The organism is Pseudomonas sp. LBUM1673 (assembly GCF_059695645.1).
This window is the reverse complement of the sequence record NZ_CP166780.1, coordinates 3,400,914-3,421,363: the sequence shown is the minus strand read 5'-3', so window position 1 is coordinate 3,421,363 and position 20,450 is coordinate 3,400,914. Positions and strand designations below refer to the sequence as shown.

16 protein-coding genes are annotated in these 20,450 nt (G+C 58.7%); 10 read left to right on the top strand and 6 right to left on the bottom strand.

Features of this window, described 5'->3' with window-relative positions; translation table 11 throughout:
- Positions 1 to 93: 93 nt before the first annotated feature.
- Positions 94 to 1,656, top strand: a complete 1,563-nt coding sequence (gene ahpF, locus ACA044_RS15695) for an alkyl hydroperoxide reductase subunit F (RefSeq protein WP_497442237.1) — start codon at positions 94 to 96, stop codon at positions 1,654 to 1,656.
- A gap of 177 nt (positions 1,657 to 1,833) precedes the next feature.
- On the opposite strand, the gene gloA is transcribed toward ahpF, so the two are convergent.
- Complete coding sequence (gene gloA, locus ACA044_RS15690; RefSeq protein WP_497442236.1) at positions 1,834 to 2,355, bottom strand: lactoylglutathione lyase; 522 nt, start codon at positions 2,353 to 2,355, stop codon at positions 1,834 to 1,836.
- A gap of 197 nt (positions 2,356 to 2,552) precedes the next feature.
- On the opposite strand from gloA, the gene ACA044_RS15685 reads away from it, so the two are divergent.
- Positions 2,553 to 3,077: a DUF4946 domain-containing protein gene (locus ACA044_RS15685; RefSeq protein ID WP_497442235.1), complete on the top strand. Its 525-nt coding sequence runs from the start codon at positions 2,553 to 2,555 to the stop codon at positions 3,075 to 3,077.
- Between the two features lie 174 nt (positions 3,078 to 3,251).
- Here ACA044_RS15685 and ACA044_RS15680 read toward each other — a convergent pair whose 3' ends face one another.
- Both ACA044_RS15680 and ACA044_RS15675 read right to left on the bottom strand, forming a co-directional pair.
- Positions 3,252 to 3,617 carry a histone-like nucleoid-structuring protein, MvaT/MvaU family gene (locus ACA044_RS15680; RefSeq protein WP_497442234.1) on the bottom strand — a complete coding sequence of 122 codons (366 nt, stop codon included), beginning with the start codon at positions 3,615 to 3,617 and terminating at the stop codon, positions 3,252 to 3,254.
- Between the two features lie 245 nt (positions 3,618 to 3,862).
- On the bottom strand, positions 3,863 to 4,747 hold the full coding sequence (locus tag ACA044_RS15675; protein ID WP_497442233.1) for a LysR family transcriptional regulator: 885 nt from the start codon (positions 4,745 to 4,747) through the stop codon (positions 3,863 to 3,865).
- Positions 4,748 to 5,015: 268 nt separating this feature from the next.
- On the opposite strand from ACA044_RS15675, the gene ACA044_RS15670 reads away from it, so the two are divergent.
- Positions 5,016 to 5,963, top strand: coding sequence for a DMT family transporter (locus tag ACA044_RS15670; protein ID WP_497442232.1), 948 nt, complete (start codon positions 5,016 to 5,018; stop codon positions 5,961 to 5,963).
- A 244-nt stretch (positions 5,964 to 6,207) separates the two neighbouring features.
- On the top strand, positions 6,208 to 7,284 hold the full coding sequence (gene hppD / locus ACA044_RS15665; RefSeq protein WP_497442231.1) for a 4-hydroxyphenylpyruvate dioxygenase: 1,077 nt from the start codon (positions 6,208 to 6,210) through the stop codon (positions 7,282 to 7,284).
- A gap of 189 nt (positions 7,285 to 7,473) precedes the next feature.
- On the opposite strand, the gene rarD is transcribed toward hppD, so the two are convergent.
- Both rarD and ACA044_RS15655 read right to left on the bottom strand, forming a co-directional pair.
- Positions 7,474 to 8,361, bottom strand: coding sequence for an EamA family transporter RarD (gene rarD / locus ACA044_RS15660; protein ID WP_497442230.1), 888 nt, complete (start codon positions 8,359 to 8,361; stop codon positions 7,474 to 7,476).
- Between the two features lie 211 nt (positions 8,362 to 8,572).
- Positions 8,573 to 9,586, bottom strand: a complete 1,014-nt coding sequence (locus ACA044_RS15655; protein WP_497442229.1) for an aldo/keto reductase — start codon at positions 9,584 to 9,586, stop codon at positions 8,573 to 8,575.
- 605 nt (positions 9,587 to 10,191) lie between these two features.
- Here ACA044_RS15655 and ACA044_RS15650 point away from each other — a divergent pair.
- Positions 10,192 to 10,551, top strand: a complete 360-nt coding sequence (locus ACA044_RS15650) for a DUF6124 family protein (protein WP_497442228.1) — start codon at positions 10,192 to 10,194, stop codon at positions 10,549 to 10,551.
- Between the two features lie 217 nt (positions 10,552 to 10,768).
- Here the strand turns inward: ACA044_RS15650 and ACA044_RS15645 are convergent, their stop codons facing one another.
- Positions 10,769 to 12,079 carry an MFS transporter gene (locus ACA044_RS15645; protein WP_497442227.1) on the bottom strand — a complete coding sequence of 437 codons (1,311 nt, stop codon included), beginning with the start codon at positions 12,077 to 12,079 and terminating at the stop codon, positions 10,769 to 10,771.
- A gap of 169 nt (positions 12,080 to 12,248) precedes the next feature.
- On the opposite strand from ACA044_RS15645, the gene ACA044_RS15640 reads away from it, so the two are divergent.
- The 5 genes from ACA044_RS15640 (at position 12,249) to ACA044_RS15620 (ending at position 20,421) form a co-directional block, all read left to right on the top strand.
- On the top strand, positions 12,249 to 13,379 hold the full coding sequence (locus ACA044_RS15640; protein WP_497442226.1) for a sugar diacid recognition domain-containing protein: 1,131 nt from the start codon (positions 12,249 to 12,251) through the stop codon (positions 13,377 to 13,379).
- Positions 13,380 to 13,627: 248 nt separating this feature from the next.
- Positions 13,628 to 14,770, top strand: a complete 1,143-nt coding sequence (locus ACA044_RS15635; protein ID WP_497442225.1) for a glycerate kinase — start codon at positions 13,628 to 13,630, stop codon at positions 14,768 to 14,770.
- Between the two features lie 392 nt (positions 14,771 to 15,162).
- On the top strand, positions 15,163 to 16,788 hold the full coding sequence (locus ACA044_RS15630; protein ID WP_497442224.1) for a methyl-accepting chemotaxis protein: 1,626 nt from the start codon (positions 15,163 to 15,165) through the stop codon (positions 16,786 to 16,788).
- 40 nt (positions 16,789 to 16,828) lie between these two features.
- Positions 16,829 to 18,016: a pyridoxal phosphate-dependent aminotransferase gene (locus ACA044_RS15625; RefSeq protein ID WP_497442223.1), complete on the top strand. Its 1,188-nt coding sequence runs from the start codon at positions 16,829 to 16,831 to the stop codon at positions 18,014 to 18,016.
- Between the two features lie 251 nt (positions 18,017 to 18,267).
- Positions 18,268 to 20,421, top strand: a complete 2,154-nt coding sequence (locus ACA044_RS15620; protein WP_497447232.1) for a WG repeat-containing protein — start codon at positions 18,268 to 18,270, stop codon at positions 20,419 to 20,421.
- The last annotated feature ends 29 nt before the right edge of the window (positions 20,422 to 20,450 follow it).

Genomic DNA, 20,450 nt, shown 5'->3' with positions numbered 1-20,450 from the left:
TCCTAAGTAAGCTGCACCGCCCTCAAAAACGCCCGGGCGAGATTCGCTCGGGCGTTTTTTTATGTCTGATCAAAAGAATAGGAAATCGCCCGTATGTTGGACGCCAATCTTAAAGCCCAGTTGAAATCGTACCTGGAACGGGTCACCCAGCCGATCGAGATCGTTGCATCCCTCGACGACGGTGCGAAATCCCAGGAAATGCTCGCGTTACTCAAAGACGTTGCCAGTCTTTCCACCCAGATTACCTTGCTCGACAACGGTAACGATGCGCGTAAACCATCGTTCTCGATCAACCGCCCGGGAGCCGATATCAGCCTGCGTTTCGCCGGCATCCCCATGGGCCACGAATTCACCTCCTTGGTGCTGGCCCTGCTGCAAGTTGGCGGCCACCCCTCGAAGGCCAGTATCGAAGTGATCGAACAGATCCGCTCGCTCAAAGGCGAGTTCAACTTCGAGACTTACTTCTCGCTGTCCTGCCAGAACTGCCCGGATGTGGTCCAGGCGTTGAACCTGATGGCCGTGCTGAACCCGAACATCCGCCACGTCGCTATCGATGGCGCGCTGTTTCAGGCTGAAGTTGACGAGCGTCAGATCATGGCCGTGCCAAGCGTTTACCTGAATGGTGTGAACTTCGGCCAGGGCCGCATGGGCCTGGAGGAAATCCTCGCCAAGATCGACACCAGCGGCATCGAGCGTCAGGCAGAGAAGATCAGCGCCAAAGAAGCCTTTGACGTGCTCGTCGTCGGCGGCGGCCCGGCCGGTGCTTCGGCGGCGATCTACGCTGCTCGTAAAGGCATTCGCACCGGTGTGGCGGCCGAACGTTTTGGCGGTCAGGTGCTCGACACCATGGCCATCGAGAACTTCATCTCCGTGCAGGAAACCGAAGGGCCGAAACTGGCTGTGGCACTGGAAGAACACGTCAAGCAGTACGACGTGGACATCATGAACCTGCAACGCGCCGACAAGCTGGTGCCGGGCAAAAATGGCGAACTGCACGAGATCCATTTCGCCAGCGGCGCTTCCTTGAAAGCCAAGACCGTGATTTTGGCGACCGGTGCAAGGTGGCGTGAAATGAACGTTCCGGGTGAGCAGCAATACCGCAACAAGGGCGTGGCGTACTGCCCGCACTGTGACGGTCCGCTGTTCAAAGGCAAGCGTGTGGCGGTGATTGGCGGCGGTAACTCCGGTGTCGAAGCGGCCATCGACCTGGCGGGTATCGTGGCCCATGTGACCCTGCTGGAGTTCGACGTACAACTGCGCGCCGATGCGGTATTGCAGCGCAAGTTGCACAGCCTGCCGAACGTGACCGTGATCACCAGTGCGCAAACCACTGAAGTGACCGGCGACGGCCAGAAGGTCAATGGCCTGCGCTACAAGGATCGTCAGTCGGACGAGTTGCGCACTGTCGAGCTGGAAGGGATCTTCGTGCAGATTGGTCTGTTGCCAAACACCGATTGGCTCAAAGGCACCATCGAGCTGTCGCCACGCGGTGAGATCATCGTCGATGCCCGCGGTGAAACGTCGGTACCCGGCGTGTTCGCGGCCGGTGACGTGACTACCGTGCCTTACAAGCAGATCGTGATTGCGGTGGGCGAGGGCGCCAAGGCTTCCCTGAGCGCATTTGATCACTTGATCCGCACTTCGGCACCGGCATAACACCAACGCTGAAAAATACAAAACCCCATGAGCGATCGTGGGGTTTTTTATGCCTTGTACATTCCAAATTGTGAGAGCGGGCTTGCTCGCGAAGGCGGACTTTCAGCCAGCATCATTGGTGAATGACACACCGCTTTCGCGAGCAAGCCCGCTCCCACAGGGGATGGGTGATGGGGCTTACAGCGGGGCCGGTTGAATGATCTCGACCCAGTAACCATCCGGGTCCTTGATGAAGGCCAGGCTCTTCATGCGGCCGTCGTTCAGGCGTTTCTGGAAGTCGCAGCCCAGCGCCTCGAAGCGTTCGCACGCGGCGCGAATGTCCGGCACCGAAATGCAGATATGGCCGAAACCGCGCGGGTCGGTGTTGCCGTTGTGGTAGGCGAAAGCCGCGTCGTTCTCGGTGCCGTGGTTGTGGGTCAGTTCGAGAATGCCGGGGATCGATTTCATCCACTCGGTGCGAGCAGCGGCATCGGCCGGGATCTGGTTTTTATCGACCAGCGCCAGGAAATACAGACTGAACTCGGCTTCCGGGAAATCGCGTTTCTCCACCAGCGTAAAACCCAGGACGCGGGTGTAGAAATCCAGCGACTGAGTGATGTCCTTGACCCGCAGCATGGTGTGGTTGAAGACGAAATTCTGGGTGGCGGTGTCGGGTTGAGCAGTCACACCGGGAAATGTATTGAGTTCGTGCAGGCTCATGGGCCCTCCGGAAAATAAGTGGGGCTAGGGGGCGTTCTCAATCAGTTTCCGGCGCGGCGGGGAAACTGATTGAGAACGCCCCCTAATGATCACAATGATACGCAAGGGGCCTGGCATCGCCAAACCAAAACCGCAGGCTTGCCTGACAGCCGGGTGAGCCTCAGACTTTGCGGCTCAATCCGTGAGTGTTCATTGTAATGATCCGATTCTTTCAATCGACTTTCGTCCTGATGTGTCTGCTTTCAGGTGTTACCAGCGCTCATGCAGAAGCTCCGGTCGTGACTTGGCCAAACGGATGGACCGTTGAGGCCGTTCCGCAAGACGAGACCAAGCCACAGGTTTCCCGGCAGCGCGCGGTCAAAAACGACCAGGACGGTACACCGGTGATGGTGATGGAGTTGACCATGACTCAAGTGGAAAGCGGTCATCAGGTGAATCTGGAGGGTGTGTTGCTGGAGATGCGCAAGTCAGTGCAGAAGGACTTTTTTCAGAGTGGGTATCAGAGTGTTTGCAGCAAAATTCACCCGACTACCTTGAGCCGACTATCGGCGCTGGAAACTACCTGTACGATTACGCAGAACGGTAGACATGTGCTGTCTCAAACATTGGTCGCTGCGGTGGACGCCGATAAGGCCTATGTTCTTTCCTATGCGGGGCAGGCTGAGGTTTATAAGGCAAGTCAGGGCGACATAGAGGCTGCTCGAAACAGCTTGAAACTTTAGTTTAAGGTTTGCGTATCAGTAGATTTCAGCGTGCTCGGCATTCTTTAGATAGCCAAAGGGATTAAGCATAAAGTTGATCGGCATGTAACGAGTTGATCGGCGACTATCGTTGCATTTAGACGCTAACCATGAAAAAGCCCTGCATTGGCAGGGCTTTTTCATGACCGCGCGTGCTTAGCCACGCAGCCAGGAATCAACGGTGGCTGCACCGTATTGTTCCTTCCAGGCTTTCAGGCCGCGGTGGTTGCCACCCTTGGTTTCAATCAGTTCACCGGTGTGCGGGTTCTGATAAACCTTGACCACGCGAGCGCGGCGGGTTTTAGGCGCTGTTGCCTGCTGCAGGCCGGATTTCGCCGGGTTCGGATCGAGGATGGCGATGATGTCACGCAAGCTCTTGCCGTAGGTTTTCATCAGCCCCTGGAGCTTTTCTTCGAATTCGATTTCTTTTTTGAGCCCGGCATCGTTCTTCAGCGATTCCAACTGCTTGAGCTGTACTTGAAGGGCTTTTTCAGCTGCACGGAATTCAGCGAGTCTGGACAATATCTTTACTCCAATAGTGTGTTTGGCTGATACCAACCGCAAACAAAGCTATAAGCCAAGAGCCTTGAAGCGACTCGGTGATAATGGCTCACCTGCCAGTTCTGCACAGGTATGAAAAATTGTAGTAGTTAATCGGCCAAGAGTAAATCCTGACTTTTTCTTCATGTAACGAGAATAGTCTTTTGATTCAATTTGGTGCGCATAATCGTGAATCTCGCCGCTTAAAGTGGTTAGTTAATGATCACTTAATGCACTAATGAAGTCTGCGTCAGGTTTGAGGCCAGTTTGATGAAGGCCAAGGTTGCAGGTGATGACTGACGCTGATCGAGCACCGCCAGACCGACCTGCCGGCTGATCGGTGGTGACAGCGGTTTTTTCACGTAACGGCTGTCGTTGTCGTCCGGCAGGGAACCTTCGGCGACGACGCTCAGGGCATCGCCACGGCCCACGGTGTCCAGCGTGCTGAGCAGCTGTGAGCAGCGATAGCGAATGTTCGGAGTCAACCGCGCGGCATTGAATAAGCGCGACACCAGTTCCGACGACCCGGCCTCAGTCAGCACAAAAGGGTCGTGACACAAGTCACTCAAGCTCAAGCTGTCGCGACGGGCCAGCACATGATCGGCAGGCAGCAGCGCGACCATCTGGTCCTCGATCAGTACAACCGTGTCGAAACGCTCTTGGGGTAGCACCACAAATCCGATATCGATACGCCGCTCTTCCAGCCACTGGATCACCTGGCGGTCCGGACCTTCGTCGATGTGCACCTCGATGCCCGGGTGTGCGGCGCGGTAATGCTGCAAGATCCTCGGCAGCAGTTTGATCGATGACGTTGGGCCGAACGAGCCGATGCGCAGGGTACCGCGCTTCATTCCGCGAGCATCGGCCGCTTCCTGGCGCAAGGTGTTGGCCAACCCGAGCATCGCCCGAGCGCGCAGTAGTAACTGTTGGCCGATGTCACTCAGCTCAACCTGGGACTGATGTCGGCGCAGCAGTTCAACCCCCAACTCCTGTTCCAGCGACTTGAACGCGTGAGAAACCGCAGATTGGGAAATTCCCAAACGATGGGCCGCCGCCGTGAAGCCGCGCAGCTCGGCCACCAGCGAGAAAATTTCGAGTTGAGTCAGGGTCATGAGTATTTACTCATTTTACGATGATTAGGCATTAGTCCAAGGATACGCCATGTGTCGATGCCAGTCGCAATCTGTAGCAGCTGCCGAGCCCGCGAGGCTGCGTTCGAGGACGAAGTCCTCGCAATCCGGCGTACACGGGTCTCCTGAAAGAGCCGGTTGCCTGATTTTACGACTGCTGCGCTGCCGAACGCAGGCTTCGCCAGCTGCTACAAGGAGCGCGTCTCGGCGGAAATTACCCAATGTGCCCGATTTCTGATGGTGGAGACTTATGACTACGTGTGAACAGACCCTTGCGAATTCTTCGGATGTGCCGGTTTATCTGAAACTGGCGGCAGTCACCATGATCTGGGGCGGGACGTTTGTCGCCGGGCGGTTTCTGGCCGACAGCCTCAGTCCGTTATTGGCCGCGAGCCTGCGGTTCTTGCTGGCGAGCGCGGCATTGCTGCTGTTTCTGTTGTTGGCGCGAGTGCCCTTGGTGCGGCCCAACCCTCGGCAATGGTTGCGACTGGTGTTATTGGGGTTTTTCGGGATCTTTTTCTACAACCTGTGTTTCTTTTACGGGCTGCATTACATCAACGCGTCACGGGCGTCATTGATCGTGGCGTTGAACCCGGCCGTGATCGGGCTGGCGTCGTGGCTGCTGTTCAAGGAGCGACTGAGCCGGGCGAAAGTGGCCGGTATCGCGATCTGCATTGCCGGAGCCAGTCTGGTCATCGTCAGCCGCAATCCGCAGTTACTGGCCGGCAACGCCGATGCCTGGATCGGCGATCTGTTGATCTTGGGCTGCGTGCTCGGCTGGGGCATTTACTCGCTGTTCTCCAAAGGCCTGAATCAGACGCTGGGGCCGGTGCAGACGGTGACCTACTCGATTTTGCTGGGCACGCTGATGCTGTGGGTGACCACTGTCATGCGTGGTGAAGTGAACGCCAGCGCACTCATCAGCCTCGGTCCGCAACAATGGTTTAGCTTGATGTACCTGGGCGTGCTGGGTTCGGCGCTGGCCTACATCGGTTATTACGACGGTATCCGCAAAATCGGCGCGACGCGCTCGGGCGTGTTCATCGCCTTGAATCCGCTGACCGCCGTTCTCCTCGGCGCGTTGTTGCTGGGCGAGCAATTGACACTGGCGATGTGCCTGGGCGGCGGACTGATCCTGGCCGGGATTTTTCTGTGCAACAAACCGCTTGCGCAAGCCACGAAAAGGGGGATTTTATAAGAAGGCGGACAAACTTATTTACGCTGTGTAGAATCGGGTTACGCATATAAGAATAATCGTCTTCTGGCAGCAGAAGCCTCGCCCGCAAGAGCCTTGGGTCGACAATGAAGATATTTGGGTTTCAATTGATCTACGGTGACTTCCTCGCCCGCAGCGTGCGGGGCATCTCCTGCGCGCCACCCACCGGTCTCAGCATTGCTAGCAACTAACATTCGTTAATTGATAAAAATGATGAGGCGCCAAAATGGCAGATTTATACGAAAACCCAATGGGCCTGATGGGCTTTGAGTTCATCGAGCTCGCATCGCCGACTCCCAACACCCTGGAGCCGATCTTCGAGATCATGGGCTTCACCAAGGTCGCGACCCACCGTTCCAAAGACGTGCACCTGTATCGCCAGGGCGCGATCAACCTGATCCTCAACAACGAACCCCACAGCGTAGCGTCGTACTTCGCGGCCGAACACGGCCCGTCAGTGTGCGGCATGGCGTTTCGGGTCAAGGATTCGCAACAGGCCTACAAGCGTGCCCTGGAACTCGGCGCCCAGCCGATCCACATCGAGACCGGTCCGATGGAGCTGAACCTGCCGGCGATCAAAGGCATCGGCGGTGCGCCGCTGTACCTGATCGACCGTTTCGGTGAAGGCAGTTCGATCTACGACATCGACTTCGTGTTCATCGAAGGCGTTGACCGCAATCCGGTCGGGGCCGGCCTGAAGATCATCGACCACCTGACCCACAACGTGTATCGCGGTCGCATGGCCTACTGGGCCAACTTCTATGAGAAGCTGTTCAACTTCCGCGAAATCCGTTACTTCGACATCAAGGGCGAATATACCGGCCTGACCTCCAAGGCCATGACCGCGCCGGATGGCATGATCCGCATCCCGCTGAACGAAGAGTCGTCCAAGGGGGCCGGGCAGATCGAAGAGTTCCTGATGCAGTTCAACGGCGAGGGCATCCAGCATGTGGCGTTCCTCAGCGATGACCTGATCAAGACCTGGGATCACTTGAAAAGCATCGGTATGCGCTTCATGACGCCGCCGCCAGACACTTACTACGAAATGCTCGAAGGCCGTTTGCCGAACCACGGTGAGCCGGTCGATCAACTGCAAGCGCGGGGCATTTTGCTCGACGGTTCATCCGAATCGGGCGACAAGCGTCTGCTGCTGCAGATCTTCTCGGAAACCCTGATGGGCCCGGTGTTTTTCGAGTTCATTCAGCGTAAAGGCGACGATGGTTTCGGCGAAGGCAACTTCAAGGCGTTGTTCGAATCCATCGAACGTGACCAGGTTCGTCGGGGTGTACTCTCCACCGATTAAACCGTTTCAGATGCAAGAAAGCCCGGTCAGCAGTAATGCTGGCCGGGCTTTTTTTTGGCTGACGCAAAACCATTTGGGGATCATGCAAACCATTTTCGGATCACGCAAAACCATTGTAGGAGCGAGGCTTGCCCGCGAAGGGGACCTTGAAGACGCTAAAGGCTTCGCGGGCAAGCCTCGCTCCTACAATTACATCGGCCGGCGTCGTTGCCGGACCAGGTGCTTGAACCCTTCAAACACCAACACCACCACCGCCAGCCAGATTGGAATGTAGGTCAGCCATTCGCCGGCCTTGATGCTTTCCCCCAACAGCAACGCAACGCCGAGCAACAGCACCGGCTCGACATAACTCAATAGCCCGAACAGGCTGAACGGCAGCAGCCGGCTGGCAATGATGTAGACCACCAGCGCCGAAGCGCTGATCACGCCGAGCAGCGGAATCAGCAGTGTCAGCCACGGATGTTGGTCGAAGACGCCGAAACCTTGTTCACCGCCCTGCACGAACCAGAACGCCACCGGCAGCATCACGGCCATGTCCAGCCAGAGCCCGCCAAGGTTGTCTGTCGCCAGACGTTTGCGCAGGATGAAGTAGATCGGATAACCGACCACCACCAGCAAGGTCGCCCAGGAAAAACCGCCGACCTGATACAGCTCGTTGAGCACGCCGAGGGTGGCGAAGAACACGGCTATTTTCTGCAGGTAGGAAAGACGCTCGCCATAGGCGACCCTCCCGGTCAGGACCATGGACAGCGGCAACAGGAAATACCCCAGCGACACGTCAAGGCTATAACCGTTGAGCGGTGCCCACATGAACAACCAGAGTTGCAGGCCCAGCAACACGGAAGAGCCGACCACCCCGACCAGTAACTTCGGCTTGCCGGCCAGCCGCCGAACAATCTCGATCACGCGCTTCCATTCGCCGGACACCACCATGAACACGGTCATGCACGGCGCGGTCAGCAGCATTCGCCAACCGAAGATCTCCACTCCGTTCAAGGGTGAGAGCAGCGAAGTGTAGTAGTACATGATGGCAAACAGCATCGAGGCTGCGACCGATAAAGCGATACCTTTAGACAAACTGCCCTCGTGTGATATTGATTGAGCCTGAAGCGGGCGCAGAGGATACGTGGTTGATCAACACAAACCTAATGTGGGAGCGGGCGTGCTCGCGAAGAGGCCGTGCCAGTCGACATCGATGTTGAATGACCCACCGCTTTCGCGAGCAAGCCCGCTCCCACAGTAGGCCGTGAGCGCCAATAGATCTTGTGATCGACGGGAGCGATAAATCTCAAGCCATGCGCGGTCTACGCCCCGACACAAAATGGCTCACGTCATTGAACCCCGGCGTCGATGCGTGCCCCGGCGTCACTAACGAATCAATAAACACCTCGTCTTCAGCCGTGATCTTCACCACCTGCGCCTTGGTGTACGCGTCCCACTGTTCTTCGGTGCGCGGGCCGACGATGGCCGAGGTCACGGCGCCGTTGTTCAGTACCCAGGCGATGGCGAACTCGACGATGCCTACGCCACGGCCCTGAGTGTATTCCTGGATCTGTTGGGCAATGCGCAGCGACTCGACCCGCCATTCGGTTTCCAGAATACGTTTGTCCTGGCGCCCGGCGCGGCTGTTGGCGTCCGGGGTCACATCCGGTGCGTACTTGCCGCTGAGCACACCGCGCGCCAAAGGACTGTAAGGCACCACGCCCAGGCCATAATTTTGCGCGGCAGTGATTTGCTCGGTTTCCGCCTGACGGTTGACGATGTTGTACAGCGGCTGACTGATAACCGGCCTGTCGACACCGAGTTTGTCGGCCACACGAATCACCTCGGCGATGCGCCAGCCACGGTAGTTTGACAGGCCCCAGTAGCGAATCTTGCCCTGACGGATCAAATCGCCAATGGCCGACACCGTGACTTCCAGTGGCGTGTCGTGGTCTTCGCGGTGCAGGTAATAGATGTCCAGATAATCGGTGCCCAACCGCGTCAGGCTGGCGTCGATGCCGTTGAACAGGTGCTTGCGGCTCAGACCGGTGCGGTTCGGCACACCGTCCACCGGGCCGTAGCCGACCTTGGTGGCGAGCACCCATTCATGGCGACGACTGGCGATCGCTTCACCGACGATCTCTTCAGAGCGGCCGTTGGTGTACACGTCCGCGGTGTCGATGAAGTTGATGCCCTGGTCCCAGGCCTTGTCGATGATTCGCAAGGAATCTTCGGTGCTGGTCTGTTCGCCGAACATCATGGTGCCCAATGTGAGGGTCGACACCTGTAAACCCGAATGACCCAGCGTGCGATAGCTCATGACGAAATCCTTTTACCGGTCAGAAAGCCCTAATCAAATACCAGAACCGTGACTGGGAGCAATCGGAATTATCGACTCAGCCCCCCCTGTGGGAGCGACCTGTGGCGAGGGGGCTTGCCCCCGTTCGGCTGCGAAGCAGTCGTAAACCCGTTGCATGCGGTTTAACTTTGAAATGCCGGGGCCGCTTCGCGACCCAACGGGGGCAAGCCCCCTCGCCACAGGCCCGCTCCCACACTGGATAAGTGGCAATAAACAGCAATGTTTAAATCGCATTGACGGATGCGCTCAGGGGCTACACATCCTTGCGCCGTTGCCTACGACTACGCCAGAATCCGCCGGCTAGTGCGCCATGAGCCCGGGTTGTATCGTTTGCCCTGTCGCTGAACAACAGCGATCGGGTTTGGTAGCCCGGTTACCTGTCGCATAACGCAACGTAATGCAGAGACCTTTTTCGTCTTCTGTTTTATGGCAGTCATGCGTAGGGCGTCCTCGGATGCGCCGGGTTTTGCACCAGGTAACCGGTCTACCAACCTGCGTATGGCCGCCACCCTTCGTTTGGTAGCGAGGGTGATGGCTCCTTTTACGTCTTGCCTGGAGCTCCACCTATGTTCAAACCAACGCCAAATCCTCCGGAAACCGACGACGTTTCCCCCTACGAATCCCCCAATTCCAAAAAACTCCACGAAGCTGCAGATCGCGCGCTCGATCATTACCTCAAACCCCCGAAAGAACCTGATGCCGCCCGCAAGCCAAGCAAGATGTTTATGGTTGCGCCTGATGTCGACACGGAAAGTTTGCTGGCTCACGCCTGTGAATCCCTGGCATCGGCAAGTGTGATGCTCAGTGATTTCGCCGCGTTGGTGGGCGCGCCGCATCGCAACACGATGCTCGGGATACAACAGGTCGTGATGATCGGTGAGCTGGCGGTCAATCGAGTGCTGGATAACCTCGACCCGCAGGGCTGAACCTGAGGCGATAGAACATCTGTGGCGAGGGAGCTTGCTCCCGCTCGGCTGCGAAGCAGTCGCAAAACCGGTTTATGCGGTGTGCCTGAAAATACGCGGTTGCAGGTTGGGGTCGCTTCGCAACCCAGCGGGAGCAAGCTCCCTCGCCACAAAAGCATCCGCACCTACCCGAAATGAAAAACGGCCCGAAAGGGCCGTTTTTTGTTTTCACTGAACCTTAAACCCGCAACGTCCGCGTCATGCGCAACGCCAACAAACTCCCACAAACAATCACACCCGCCAGCAGGTAAAGCGCCGCATCGGTCGACCCGGTGCTGTCCTTGACCCAACCCACCAGGTACGGGCTAAGGAAACCCGCCATCTGCCCCATGGAGTTGATCAACGCCAAACCACCCGCCGCCGCACCGGCGCTGAGCATCGCCGTCGGCACCGGCCAGAACATCGGCAGGCCGGTGAGGGCGCCCATGGTGGCAATGGTCAGGCCGAGGATGGCGATGGCCGGGTTGGCGGCGAAGTTCACCGCGATCAACAGACCCACCGCACCCATCAACATCGGCACCACCAAGTGCCAGCGGCGTTCTTTGCGCAGGTCCGCCGAGCGACCGACCATCAACATGAACACCGCCGCCAGCAGATACGGAATCGCACTGAGCCAACCGATCACCAGGTTGTCGCTGAAACCGAGGTTCTTGATGATCGACGGCAGCCAGAAGTTGATCGCGTAGACACCGCTCTGGATGCAGAAATAAATCAGGCCGAAGGCCCAGATCGCCGGGTTCTTGAACACCGCCAGCAGGGAATCGGTGGCGGTTTTAGGTTTGCTGGCCAGGTCTTCTGCGTGATCGGCTTCAAGCACCGATCGTTCGTAAGGCGTCAGCCACTTGGCGTTGGCGTAACTGTCGCTGAGCAGGAAGTAGGCGAGGGCGCCGAGGATAACGGTCGGAATGCCTTGCAGCAGGAACATCCACTGCCAGCCGGCCAAACCAGCTTGCCCTGCGCCGAAGTGATTGAGAATCCAGCCGGAAAACGGGCTGCCGAGCAGACCGGACACCGGGATCGCCGACATGAACAACGCCATGATGCGACCACGGCGGAACGTCGGAAACCACTGCGAGAGGTAGAGCACCACGCCCGGGAAGAACCCGGCTTCGGCGGCACCGGTAAACAGACGCAGGGTGTAGAACTCGGTGGGCGTGGTGACGAACAGCAGGCAGGTCGACAGCGTGCCCCAAGTGATCATCATCAGCGCGATCCAACGTCGCGGGCCGAATTTGCTCAGGGCCAGGTTGCTCGGTACGCCGCACAGTACGTAGCCGATGAAGAAGATCCCGGCGCCGAGGCCGTATACGGTTTCGCTGAATTTCAGCGCGTCGAGCATCTGCAGTTTGGCAAACCCGACGTTCACCCGGTCGAGGTAATTGAACAGGTAGCAGATGAAGATGAAGGGGATCAAGCGCAGGGTAATGCGTTTGTAGACGGCGTTTTTGTCGTCAGCGGTGGCCAGGGTAGCTGCGGCGCTCTGTGACATGGCGGGCTCTCTCTTTATTATGATTTTTTGCGACGCAAGGGTAACGTTGATCGCCCAGTGAGTCTCGGTCACCCCTTGGGTGGTTGTCTTTGTGCCTGAGCACAGGGTTTACGACCAAGGCCTGTGCGGGTGAACAACCCGCCCCATCATGTTTTCAAGGACCCGCGCTATGTTCGAACTTGATCACGACCTGGCCCAGGACATCGTCGACCGGGCGATGGCCATCCTGCCCTATAACGTCAATGTCATGGACAGTCAGGGGCTGATTCTCGGCAGCGGCGAGCCGGAGCGCATCAATACCCGTCACGAAGGGGCGCAACTGGTGCTGGCCAACGGGCGCGTGGTGGAGATCGATGCGCAGACGGCGATTCATCTCAAAGGTGTGCAGCCGGGCATCAATCTGCCGCTGTTGCTCGATCAGCGTTTGATTGGGGTGCTGGGTATCACTGGCGAACCCGAGCAATTGCGCACCTACGCCGAACTGGTGCGCATGACGGCCGAGATGCTGGTGGGCCAGCGCAATCAGCAGGCCGAGCAACAATGGCGGCGCCAGCGTTGCGATGATCTGCTGGCGCTGCTGCTCAGCGAGGCGGGAGATTCGCCGCGGTTGCTCGACGAAGCTCAGCAACTGGGGCTCAAACCGCAATTGACGCGGGTGCCGTACCTGTTCGAATTGGGCATGGAACACGGTCCGGGGCAGACCGTCGAAGCGCTCAGCGCCTGGCTGATGTCGCGCTACCCGGACAGTTGGTGCGTGAGCTCGACCAAGTCTTCGTTGCTCTGGTGTCGACCGGCTCTGCCGGCGATCGAGAACGAGCGGCTGCTGGAGAAACTTGATGGCCTGGGCTGGAATATTTTGCGCATTGCGGTGGGTGGGCAGGCCGATGGATTGTCGGGGTTGCGCCGCTGCTATCGGCGCGTCGGTGATTTGCTGGCCTATGGACGCGATGTGTTGCCGCATTCGCGCTTGCTGACTCTGAACCGCTATCGGCTGCCGGTGATGCTCTGGCGACACCGCAACGACGATGCGCTGGGTGAACTGCTTAGGCCGCTGCGCAAAGTCATTGCCAAGGATGGCAACGGCCAACTGCTGGCGACCCTGCGCAGTTGGTGCGAACACGACGGCCAGAGCCAGGCCTGTGCCGATGCCTTGGGCATACATCGCAACAGTTTGCGTTATCGCATGGAGCGGATTGCCGAACTCAGCGGCGTCGACCCGCTAAAACTGGACGGAATGCTCGCGCTCTACCTCGGCGTCCAGCTCCTGCCCCAAACCGAACTACCGACCGCCATCCCGTAGCAGCTGTTCGGCTGCGCAGCAGTCGTAGATCCTGCTAGCAAGGTTTCCCTGACACACCGCGCCGCATGATTTCACGACGGCTTCGCCGCCGAACGCAGCCTCGCAGGCTCGGCAGCTGCTACAACGAACAGTACGGGCCAAGGGTTTTGTTGAAATGAACAATAATCCTCATGGCCGCTTGTGCAGCGGACCGGCGTTATTGTTCATGGCGGCTGGCAGCATGGACGCATTGGAACTGGAGAATTCGCATGAAAATCGTGATCGCCCCCGATTCGTTCAAGGACAGTCTCAGTGCCCAAGGTGTGGCCGAGGCCATTGCGCTGGGGTTGGCCCAAATCTGGCCGGACGCGCACCTGGTCAAGTGCCCGATGGCTGACGGTGGGGAAGGCACGGTTGAGTCGATTCTGGCCGCGTGCGACGGAGAACTGCGCCGCACCCGCGTTCGCGGGCCGTTGGGCGCAACGGTCGATGCGGCTTGGGGATGGTTGCCGCAGAGCCACACCGCGATCATCGAAATGGCCGAGGCCAGTGGCCTGCAACTGGTCCCGCCTAACCTGCGCGATGCGTGCACCAGCAGCACCTTTGGCACCGGTGAATTGATCCGCGCCGCGCTGGACGCCGGGGCGCAACGGATGATTCTGGCGATTGGCGGCAGCGCCACCAACGACGGCGGCGCCGGGGCGATGCAGGCCTTGGGTGTGAAGCTGCTGGACGCTCAGGGCCAACATTTGGCAGCGGGCGGTCTGGCCCTGGCGCAATTGGCCCGTCTCGATCTGAGCGATATTGATCCACGTCTGGCCGAGGTGCGCTTCGACATCGCTGCCGACGTCAATAATCCACTGTGCGGCCCTCATGGCGCCTCAGCGATTTTCGGCCCGCAGAAAGGCGCGTCGCCGGAGCAAGTCGAGCAACTGGACGATGCCCTCGGGCATTTCGCCGAACATTGCGCGCAAGCCCTGGACAACGACGTGCGCGACGAACCGGGCAGTGGGGCGGCGGGAGGGCTGGGGTTTGCTGCGAAGGCGTTTCTTGGCGCGCAATTCCTGGCGGGTGTGGAAGTGGTCGCCGAACTGGTGGGCCTGGCCGAGGCGGTCAAAGGCGCTGACCTGGTGATCACGGGCGAAGGACGTTTCGATGCCCAGACGTTGCGCGGCAAAACACCGTTTGGCGTGGCACGCATTGCCCGGCAGCACGGCGTGCCGGTCATCGTCATCGCCGGCACCTTGGGCGAGGGGTATCAGGCCCTGTACGAACATGGCATCGATGCCGCCTTTGCGTTGGCAAGCGGGCCGATGACATTGGAGCAGGCCTGCGCCGAAGCGCCGCGATTGTTGCGTGATCGTGCCAGTGATATTGCGCGGGTGTGGCGAGTGGCCGCCCGCAAAGATTAACCAATATCTGTGGTCGAGAGATTACTGTGGCGAGGGGGCTTGCCCCCGTTGGACTGCGAAGCAGTCCCAAAACATGCAAACGAGATATGCCTGACAGAATCATGTATCCGTTTTTGCGGCTGCTGCGCAGCCGAACGGGGGCAAGCCCCCTCACCACAAATGTGTGTCTGCCACAAAATCGCTTGAGTGTTTCACCGCTGAAACACTCCTGCCTCCCTTGAAAAATATTTCTCCAACCCCTGCAAAAAACCTCAACCCCGGCCGATACAGCGAATAGGCGTACACACACCTATTACAACAGTGGCGCCAAACTGAAAGGTGCGCGCTATCGCCCGCCCGACAGTGATCACGGCAAGGATGCTCGCCGCCGCCTCAATTATCGAGATCATCCTATGTCACTGCGTAATCTGAAAATCGCGCCTCGAGCTTTCCTGGGTTTCGCCTTCATTGCCTTGCTCGTCATCGTGCTGGGTGTGTTTGCCGTGAACCGTATGACAATCATCCGCCAGGCCTCAGTTGACATGGAAGCAACACAGTTACCCAGCATCGGGTTTCTGGGCAACATGACGGAAAACGTCCTGCGCCTGCGGATTCTCTCGTTCCGGGTATTGGTCAACCGTGACCCGGCGGCGTTGCAGGAAGCCCAGACCCGCATCGGTGTCCTCGTCGATAAGGTGCGCAGCGCCCAAGCCGGTTATGCCGCCTTGCCGGCCAGCCCTGAAGAAGCGGCGCTGTACAAAACCTTCGTGACAACCCTCGATAATTACATGCAAGCCCAGAGTCAGATGCTGGACCTGTCGCGGCAGAACAAGCTCGATGAGATGCGCACCCTGATCAACACGCGGATCAAGGAGGGCACCGATCAGATGGGTGAGCAACTGAACAAACTGGTGGCGCTCAATGCAGCCGATGCCAAAGCCGCGTCGGCTACAGCGGGCGAGCGCTACAGCGAAGCCTTTATCGGCATCGTGACGGTGGCGGTGATGGCTTCGTTGCTGACCGTGCTGCTGGCCTGGCTGCTGACCCGCAGCATCCTCGCGCCACTGAACCGTGCGGTGCTCGCGGCCGAAACCATTGCCGGCGGCAACCTGAGCAAGGTCATCGAAGTCGACGGCAACGACGAACCGGCCCGTTTGCTCGGCGCCTTGGCTGCCATGCAGACCAACCTGCGCAAAACCATCGAACAGATCGCCGGCTCCGCGACGCAGCTGGGCGCCGCTGCGGAAGAACTCAGCACTGTGAGCCAAGAAGCGACCCGTGGCCTGCAACAGCAAAACAACGAAATCGAACAGGCGGCCACCGCGGTCAACGAAATGACTGCCGCCGTGGAAGAAGTGGCGCGCAATGCGGTATCGACGTCCGAAGCCTCGAACCAGTCGACCCAGGCGGCCCGCTTAGGTCGTGATCGGGTCGTGGAAACCGTCGACGCGATCCAGACCATGACCCACGACGTACAAAACACCTCGCTGATGATCGAAGGCCTGGCCGCTCAGGGCCGTGACATCGGAAAAGTGCTGGACGTGATCCGCGCCATTGCCGAACAGACGAACCTGCTGGCCCTCAACGCCGCAATCGAAGCCGCCCGTGCCGGTGAAGCCGGGCGTGGCTTTGCGGTGGTGGCGGACGAAGTCCGGGCACTGGCCCATCGCACCGCGCAATCGACCCAGGAAATCGAGAAAATGGTGGCCGGCATCCAGAACGGCACCGGTGAAGCGGTCTCGTCGATGCAACAAAGCAACCAGCGCACCCAAAGCACTCTGGAAATGGCCCGGGCCGCGGGTATCGCCCTGGAGCAGATCACTCAATCGATTCAGCTGATCAATGAACGCAACCTGGTGATCGCCAGTGCCTCGGAAGAACAGGCTCAGGTGTCCCGTGAGGTCGACCGCAACCTGGTAAACATTCGCGACCTGGCCACTCAGTCCACTGCCGGTGCCAACCAGACCAGCGCCGCCACCCATGAACTGTCGCGACTGGCGGTTGATTTGAACGCGATGGTGGCGCGTTTCGTGATTTGAGATAGGGTTGAAACTGGAGCTCGCGCGTTAGGAGAAGTACATGCGCTATTCAGCCTTGACCCAACGAATCGCCGGTGACGGAGCCGCAGCCTGGAAGATTCATGATCGAGCGCTGGAGCTGCGAGAGCAGGGCGTCGACGTGCTGCTGCTGTCAGTCGGCGATCCGGATTTCGACACGCCGCTGCCGATCGTCCACGCGGCGATCGACAGCCTTTTGGCCGGTGACACCCACTATTCGGATGTACGCGGCACCCGCACGTTGCGCAGCAGCATCGCCAGCCGTCATCAGCGGCGCAGCGGCCAGGAGGTGGACGCCGACCATGTGATCGTGCTGCCCGGCGCGCAGTGTGCGGTGTATTCGGTTGCCCAATGCCTGCTCGATCCGGGTGATGAAGTGATCGTCGCCGAGCCGATGTACGTGACCTATGAAGGTGTATTCGGCGCCTGCGGAGCCAGCGTGGTGCCGGTGGCGGTGCGTCCGGAGAACGGCTTTCGGATCGAGCCGGCGGATGTCGCGGCTCTGATCTCCCCTAAAACCCGGGTCATTCTGCTCAACAGTCCGAACAACCCTTCCGGCGCCAGCTTGTCCTTGACGCTCTGGCAAGAGCTGGCGGCGCTGTGTGTGCGGCATGACCTCTGGCTGATCAGCGACGAGGTGTACAGCGATCTGTTGTATGAGGGCGAGCACATCAGCCCGGCCAGTCTGCCGGGCATGGCCGAGCGCACCGCGACCCTCAACAGTTTGTCCAAGTCCCATGCCATGAGTGGCTGGCGAGTGGGCTGGATGATCGGCCCGAAACCGTTGGCTGAACACTTGATGCACCTGTCGTTGTGCATGTTGTTCGGCCTTCCGGACTTCGTCCAGAAAGCCGCGCAAGTGGCGCTCGATAAAGACTTGCCGGAAGTGGCACTGATGCGCGAGGAATATCGCCAGCGGCGCGACCTGGTGTGCGCAAGTTTGAGCGGTTGCCCGGGCATCCGGCCGATCAAGCCCGATGGCGGGATGTTCGTGATGGTCGATGTGCGCCAGACCGGGCTCGGTGCTCAAGATTTTGCCGAGCGGCTGCTTGAAGTGTATGGCGTGTCGGTGCTGGCCGGTGAAGCCTTCGGCCCGAGCGCAGCGGGGCATATTCGCATCGGGTTGGTGGTGGATCAGAGGAAGCTGACGGATGCGTGCCAGCGGATTGCGTCGTGTGCGGCGGATTTGCTGCAGGTGCGGCGGGCCTGATCGATTTGTGCTGAATTTGATGGCCTCTTCGCGGGCAAGCCTCGCTCCTACAGGTATTGGTGTCGCACACGAGGCACGTGATCGACACCCAACCCGTAGGAGCGAGGCTCGCCCGCGAAGACTGACTCACAGACGCCGAACGTCCTTAGCCCTTCCATGCCCCGGCATAGAGCCGTCCAAGCGGTTTGCAGTCCGCAATGCTGTGTGGTTAGCTGCCGGCACTTCCCAGCCCTTTAACTACCGAAGCCATGATGAACTTTACCCAGCCTCGTTTGAGATTGCTGTCGATACTGACCGTGACCCTGTTAGTGGTGGGCTGTACGTCCTACTACCTGTTTCGCCAGAGCAGTACGCCGGTAAGTGATAGCTTCACCGCCGAGGACATGAACGAAGGCGGCGTAGAGGACATCGGCACGCTGGCATTGCCTGACGTGGAAAAGCGTCTGAATTACTTGATCCATGACACCGGTGAAACCCTCAGCGCTTTGGAGCTGGTCATTGACTCGGAATTTAGCCTGACAGTTGACGGAACCACGCCTGCCAGCGAGCAGGAACTGCAATACGAGGAGCTGTTCGTCCCCTTCACCAGTGCGCAGGTGAAAACTGCGCTGGCGTCGATCCAAGGCCTGCGTTTTGCTCAGAAGCTGTTTGCTGATGGTTCCGAAGTGAGGTTTGACACCAGTAGCCTTGATCCTCTCTGGAAGCGCGCCGCCACGCCGGATGAGCCGGTGGCCGAACAGTACCATCCGGAGCGCTTGCATTTTCGAGATGGCAGCGAGAAAAACTTCGCCGATATCAAGGTGCAGCCCAAGATTGAGTCGGACGATATTGTGTCGTCCGGTGAACCCATCGCACTATCGGTCAACAAACCCTTGGCGAGTCTCGGCCTGACGATCGCTTACCGCAGCTATCCGGCGTTCAAAAAAGTGGTCCTGGACAAGGACCACCCGAAGGTGACCCTGGACGACGGCCAGTACTTTCAGCTCACGGCCCTAGGTGACTCAAGCGCCTCACTGCGGCTGAGTACGCCCAAAATGTCGACCTTCGTGGTGCAGGGTTTGACCGATACGGGCAAGGCGCTTTACAGCAACGGTCACAACACCCGTTCCTTCCCCTCGGATGGCGATATTGCAGCGTTGCGTGACTTTCACAAAGCCCTGCTGCAGACCAAAGATGATCTCGACCAGTTCAAGACCAGTCAGGCTGTACAGCAACAGCTGGAGCATTTGACCAAGGATCTTGCCACTCAGGGGGGGCTGCTGAAAAACACCGAGGCCGACTACCGCTTCGAGGCTACCCCGCAACGTATCGTCATTCATGTGCTTGATCCGATGGAAGACAACACCGCCATTATCACCGAGGTACGCAACGTCCTTGCGGAGCAAACGCGTTACGTCGCCCTTGACCGCAACTCCGATCGCTACGGCTTCATTAATCAGGCCGGACAGTGGTTGATCAAACCACGTTGGGTACAGGTGCAAGATAGCGTGGTGGCGGATATCTACACGTTGTTTACGCTGAAAAAGTCCGGCGATCCTCAATCAGACATGCAGGAATTGCGGGACCAACTTGCCTATTTCCCCGCTGGCAGCAATAAACTCATAGACCTGCCGTTCGAATACATAACGCAGACCATGGACGATGGCCTGCTGCTGGTGGAGCGTGAAACCAACGGACCCTACGGGGTCTACGACTCCAGGAATCACCGTTTCACGCTGCCGATGAAGTTCGTCAACCCCACCGTGACCGGCAACCTGTTCATCGCCCGTCTCGGCAATAAAACGTATGCCATGGAGGGCCACTACGGCGCCTATACCCTGGCCGGCAAGGAGGTTCTACCACCGCAGTTCTCCGAGATCGAGCAAAGCGGTGGTTACCTCTACACCAACTCAGCCGATCGGAGTCGTCAGGACGTTTTCGACCTGGAAGGTAAACGGATCAACCTCCAGGGTTACAACGTGATAGGTCGGTTTTTTGGCGAGCAGCCGCTGCTGGTGCAGGACGCTAAAAGCAGGAAATTTGCTTTTATCAACCGCCAAGGGACGCTGCTACCCATCAAGTTACCGTATGACGAGGTGGAGCCGTTTTCCAACGGTATGGCGGTGGTCGGGCGTGATCACAGCTATGGTGCCATCGACCTGGCCGGCAGGTTGCAGATTCCGCTGGAGTACAATCAGATCAACTCTTTTCAAACCCGCTACGCAGCCGCCGTCCCGGTCGGCGGTGGTAGTGGACTGGTGTTGATCAGTCAAAACAACCAGCAGCTCAAGAAACTCGGTTCCTACACCAGCCTGAAAGCCCCTGATAACGGCAACGAAGCCCGTTACTACGTGGAGAATCCGAGCAATCCTGACGAGTATCTGGTCTATGACGCCGATGGCAATCTCGTGGAGAAAGAAGAATAAGGACTGCCTTCCAAAAAAAAGCACATGGG

What these genes read in the sequence shown, in the direction of transcription:
- ahpF (WP_497442237.1), top strand. Translation starts at nt 94, where the DNA reads ATGTTGGACGCCAATCTTAAAGCCCAGTTGAAATCGTACCTGGAACGG.
- gloA (WP_497442236.1), bottom strand. Translation starts at nt 2,355, where the DNA reads ATGAGCCTGCACGAACTCAATACATTTCCCGGTGTGACTGCTCAACCC.
- ACA044_RS15685 (WP_497442235.1), top strand. Translation starts at nt 2,553, where the DNA reads ATGATCCGATTCTTTCAATCGACTTTCGTCCTGATGTGTCTGCTTTCA.
- ACA044_RS15675 (WP_497442233.1), bottom strand. Translation starts at nt 4,747, where the DNA reads ATGACCCTGACTCAACTCGAAATTTTCTCGCTGGTGGCCGAGCTGCGC.
- ACA044_RS15670 (WP_497442232.1), top strand. Translation starts at nt 5,016, where the DNA reads ATGACTACGTGTGAACAGACCCTTGCGAATTCTTCGGATGTGCCGGTT.
- hppD (WP_497442231.1), top strand. Translation starts at nt 6,208, where the DNA reads ATGGCAGATTTATACGAAAACCCAATGGGCCTGATGGGCTTTGAGTTC.
- ACA044_RS15655 (WP_497442229.1), bottom strand. Translation starts at nt 9,586, where the DNA reads ATGAGCTATCGCACGCTGGGTCATTCGGGTTTACAGGTGTCGACCCTC.
- ACA044_RS15650 (WP_497442228.1), top strand. Translation starts at nt 10,192, where the DNA reads ATGTTCAAACCAACGCCAAATCCTCCGGAAACCGACGACGTTTCCCCC.
- ACA044_RS15645 (WP_497442227.1), bottom strand. Translation starts at nt 12,079, where the DNA reads ATGTCACAGAGCGCCGCAGCTACCCTGGCCACCGCTGACGACAAAAAC.
- ACA044_RS15640 (WP_497442226.1), top strand. Translation starts at nt 12,249, where the DNA reads ATGTTCGAACTTGATCACGACCTGGCCCAGGACATCGTCGACCGGGCG.
- ACA044_RS15635 (WP_497442225.1), top strand. Translation starts at nt 13,628, where the DNA reads ATGAAAATCGTGATCGCCCCCGATTCGTTCAAGGACAGTCTCAGTGCC.
- ACA044_RS15630 (WP_497442224.1), top strand. Translation starts at nt 15,163, where the DNA reads ATGTCACTGCGTAATCTGAAAATCGCGCCTCGAGCTTTCCTGGGTTTC.
- ACA044_RS15625 (WP_497442223.1), top strand. Translation starts at nt 16,829, where the DNA reads ATGCGCTATTCAGCCTTGACCCAACGAATCGCCGGTGACGGAGCCGCA.
- ACA044_RS15620 (WP_497447232.1), top strand. Translation starts at nt 18,268, where the DNA reads ATGAACTTTACCCAGCCTCGTTTGAGATTGCTGTCGATACTGACCGTG.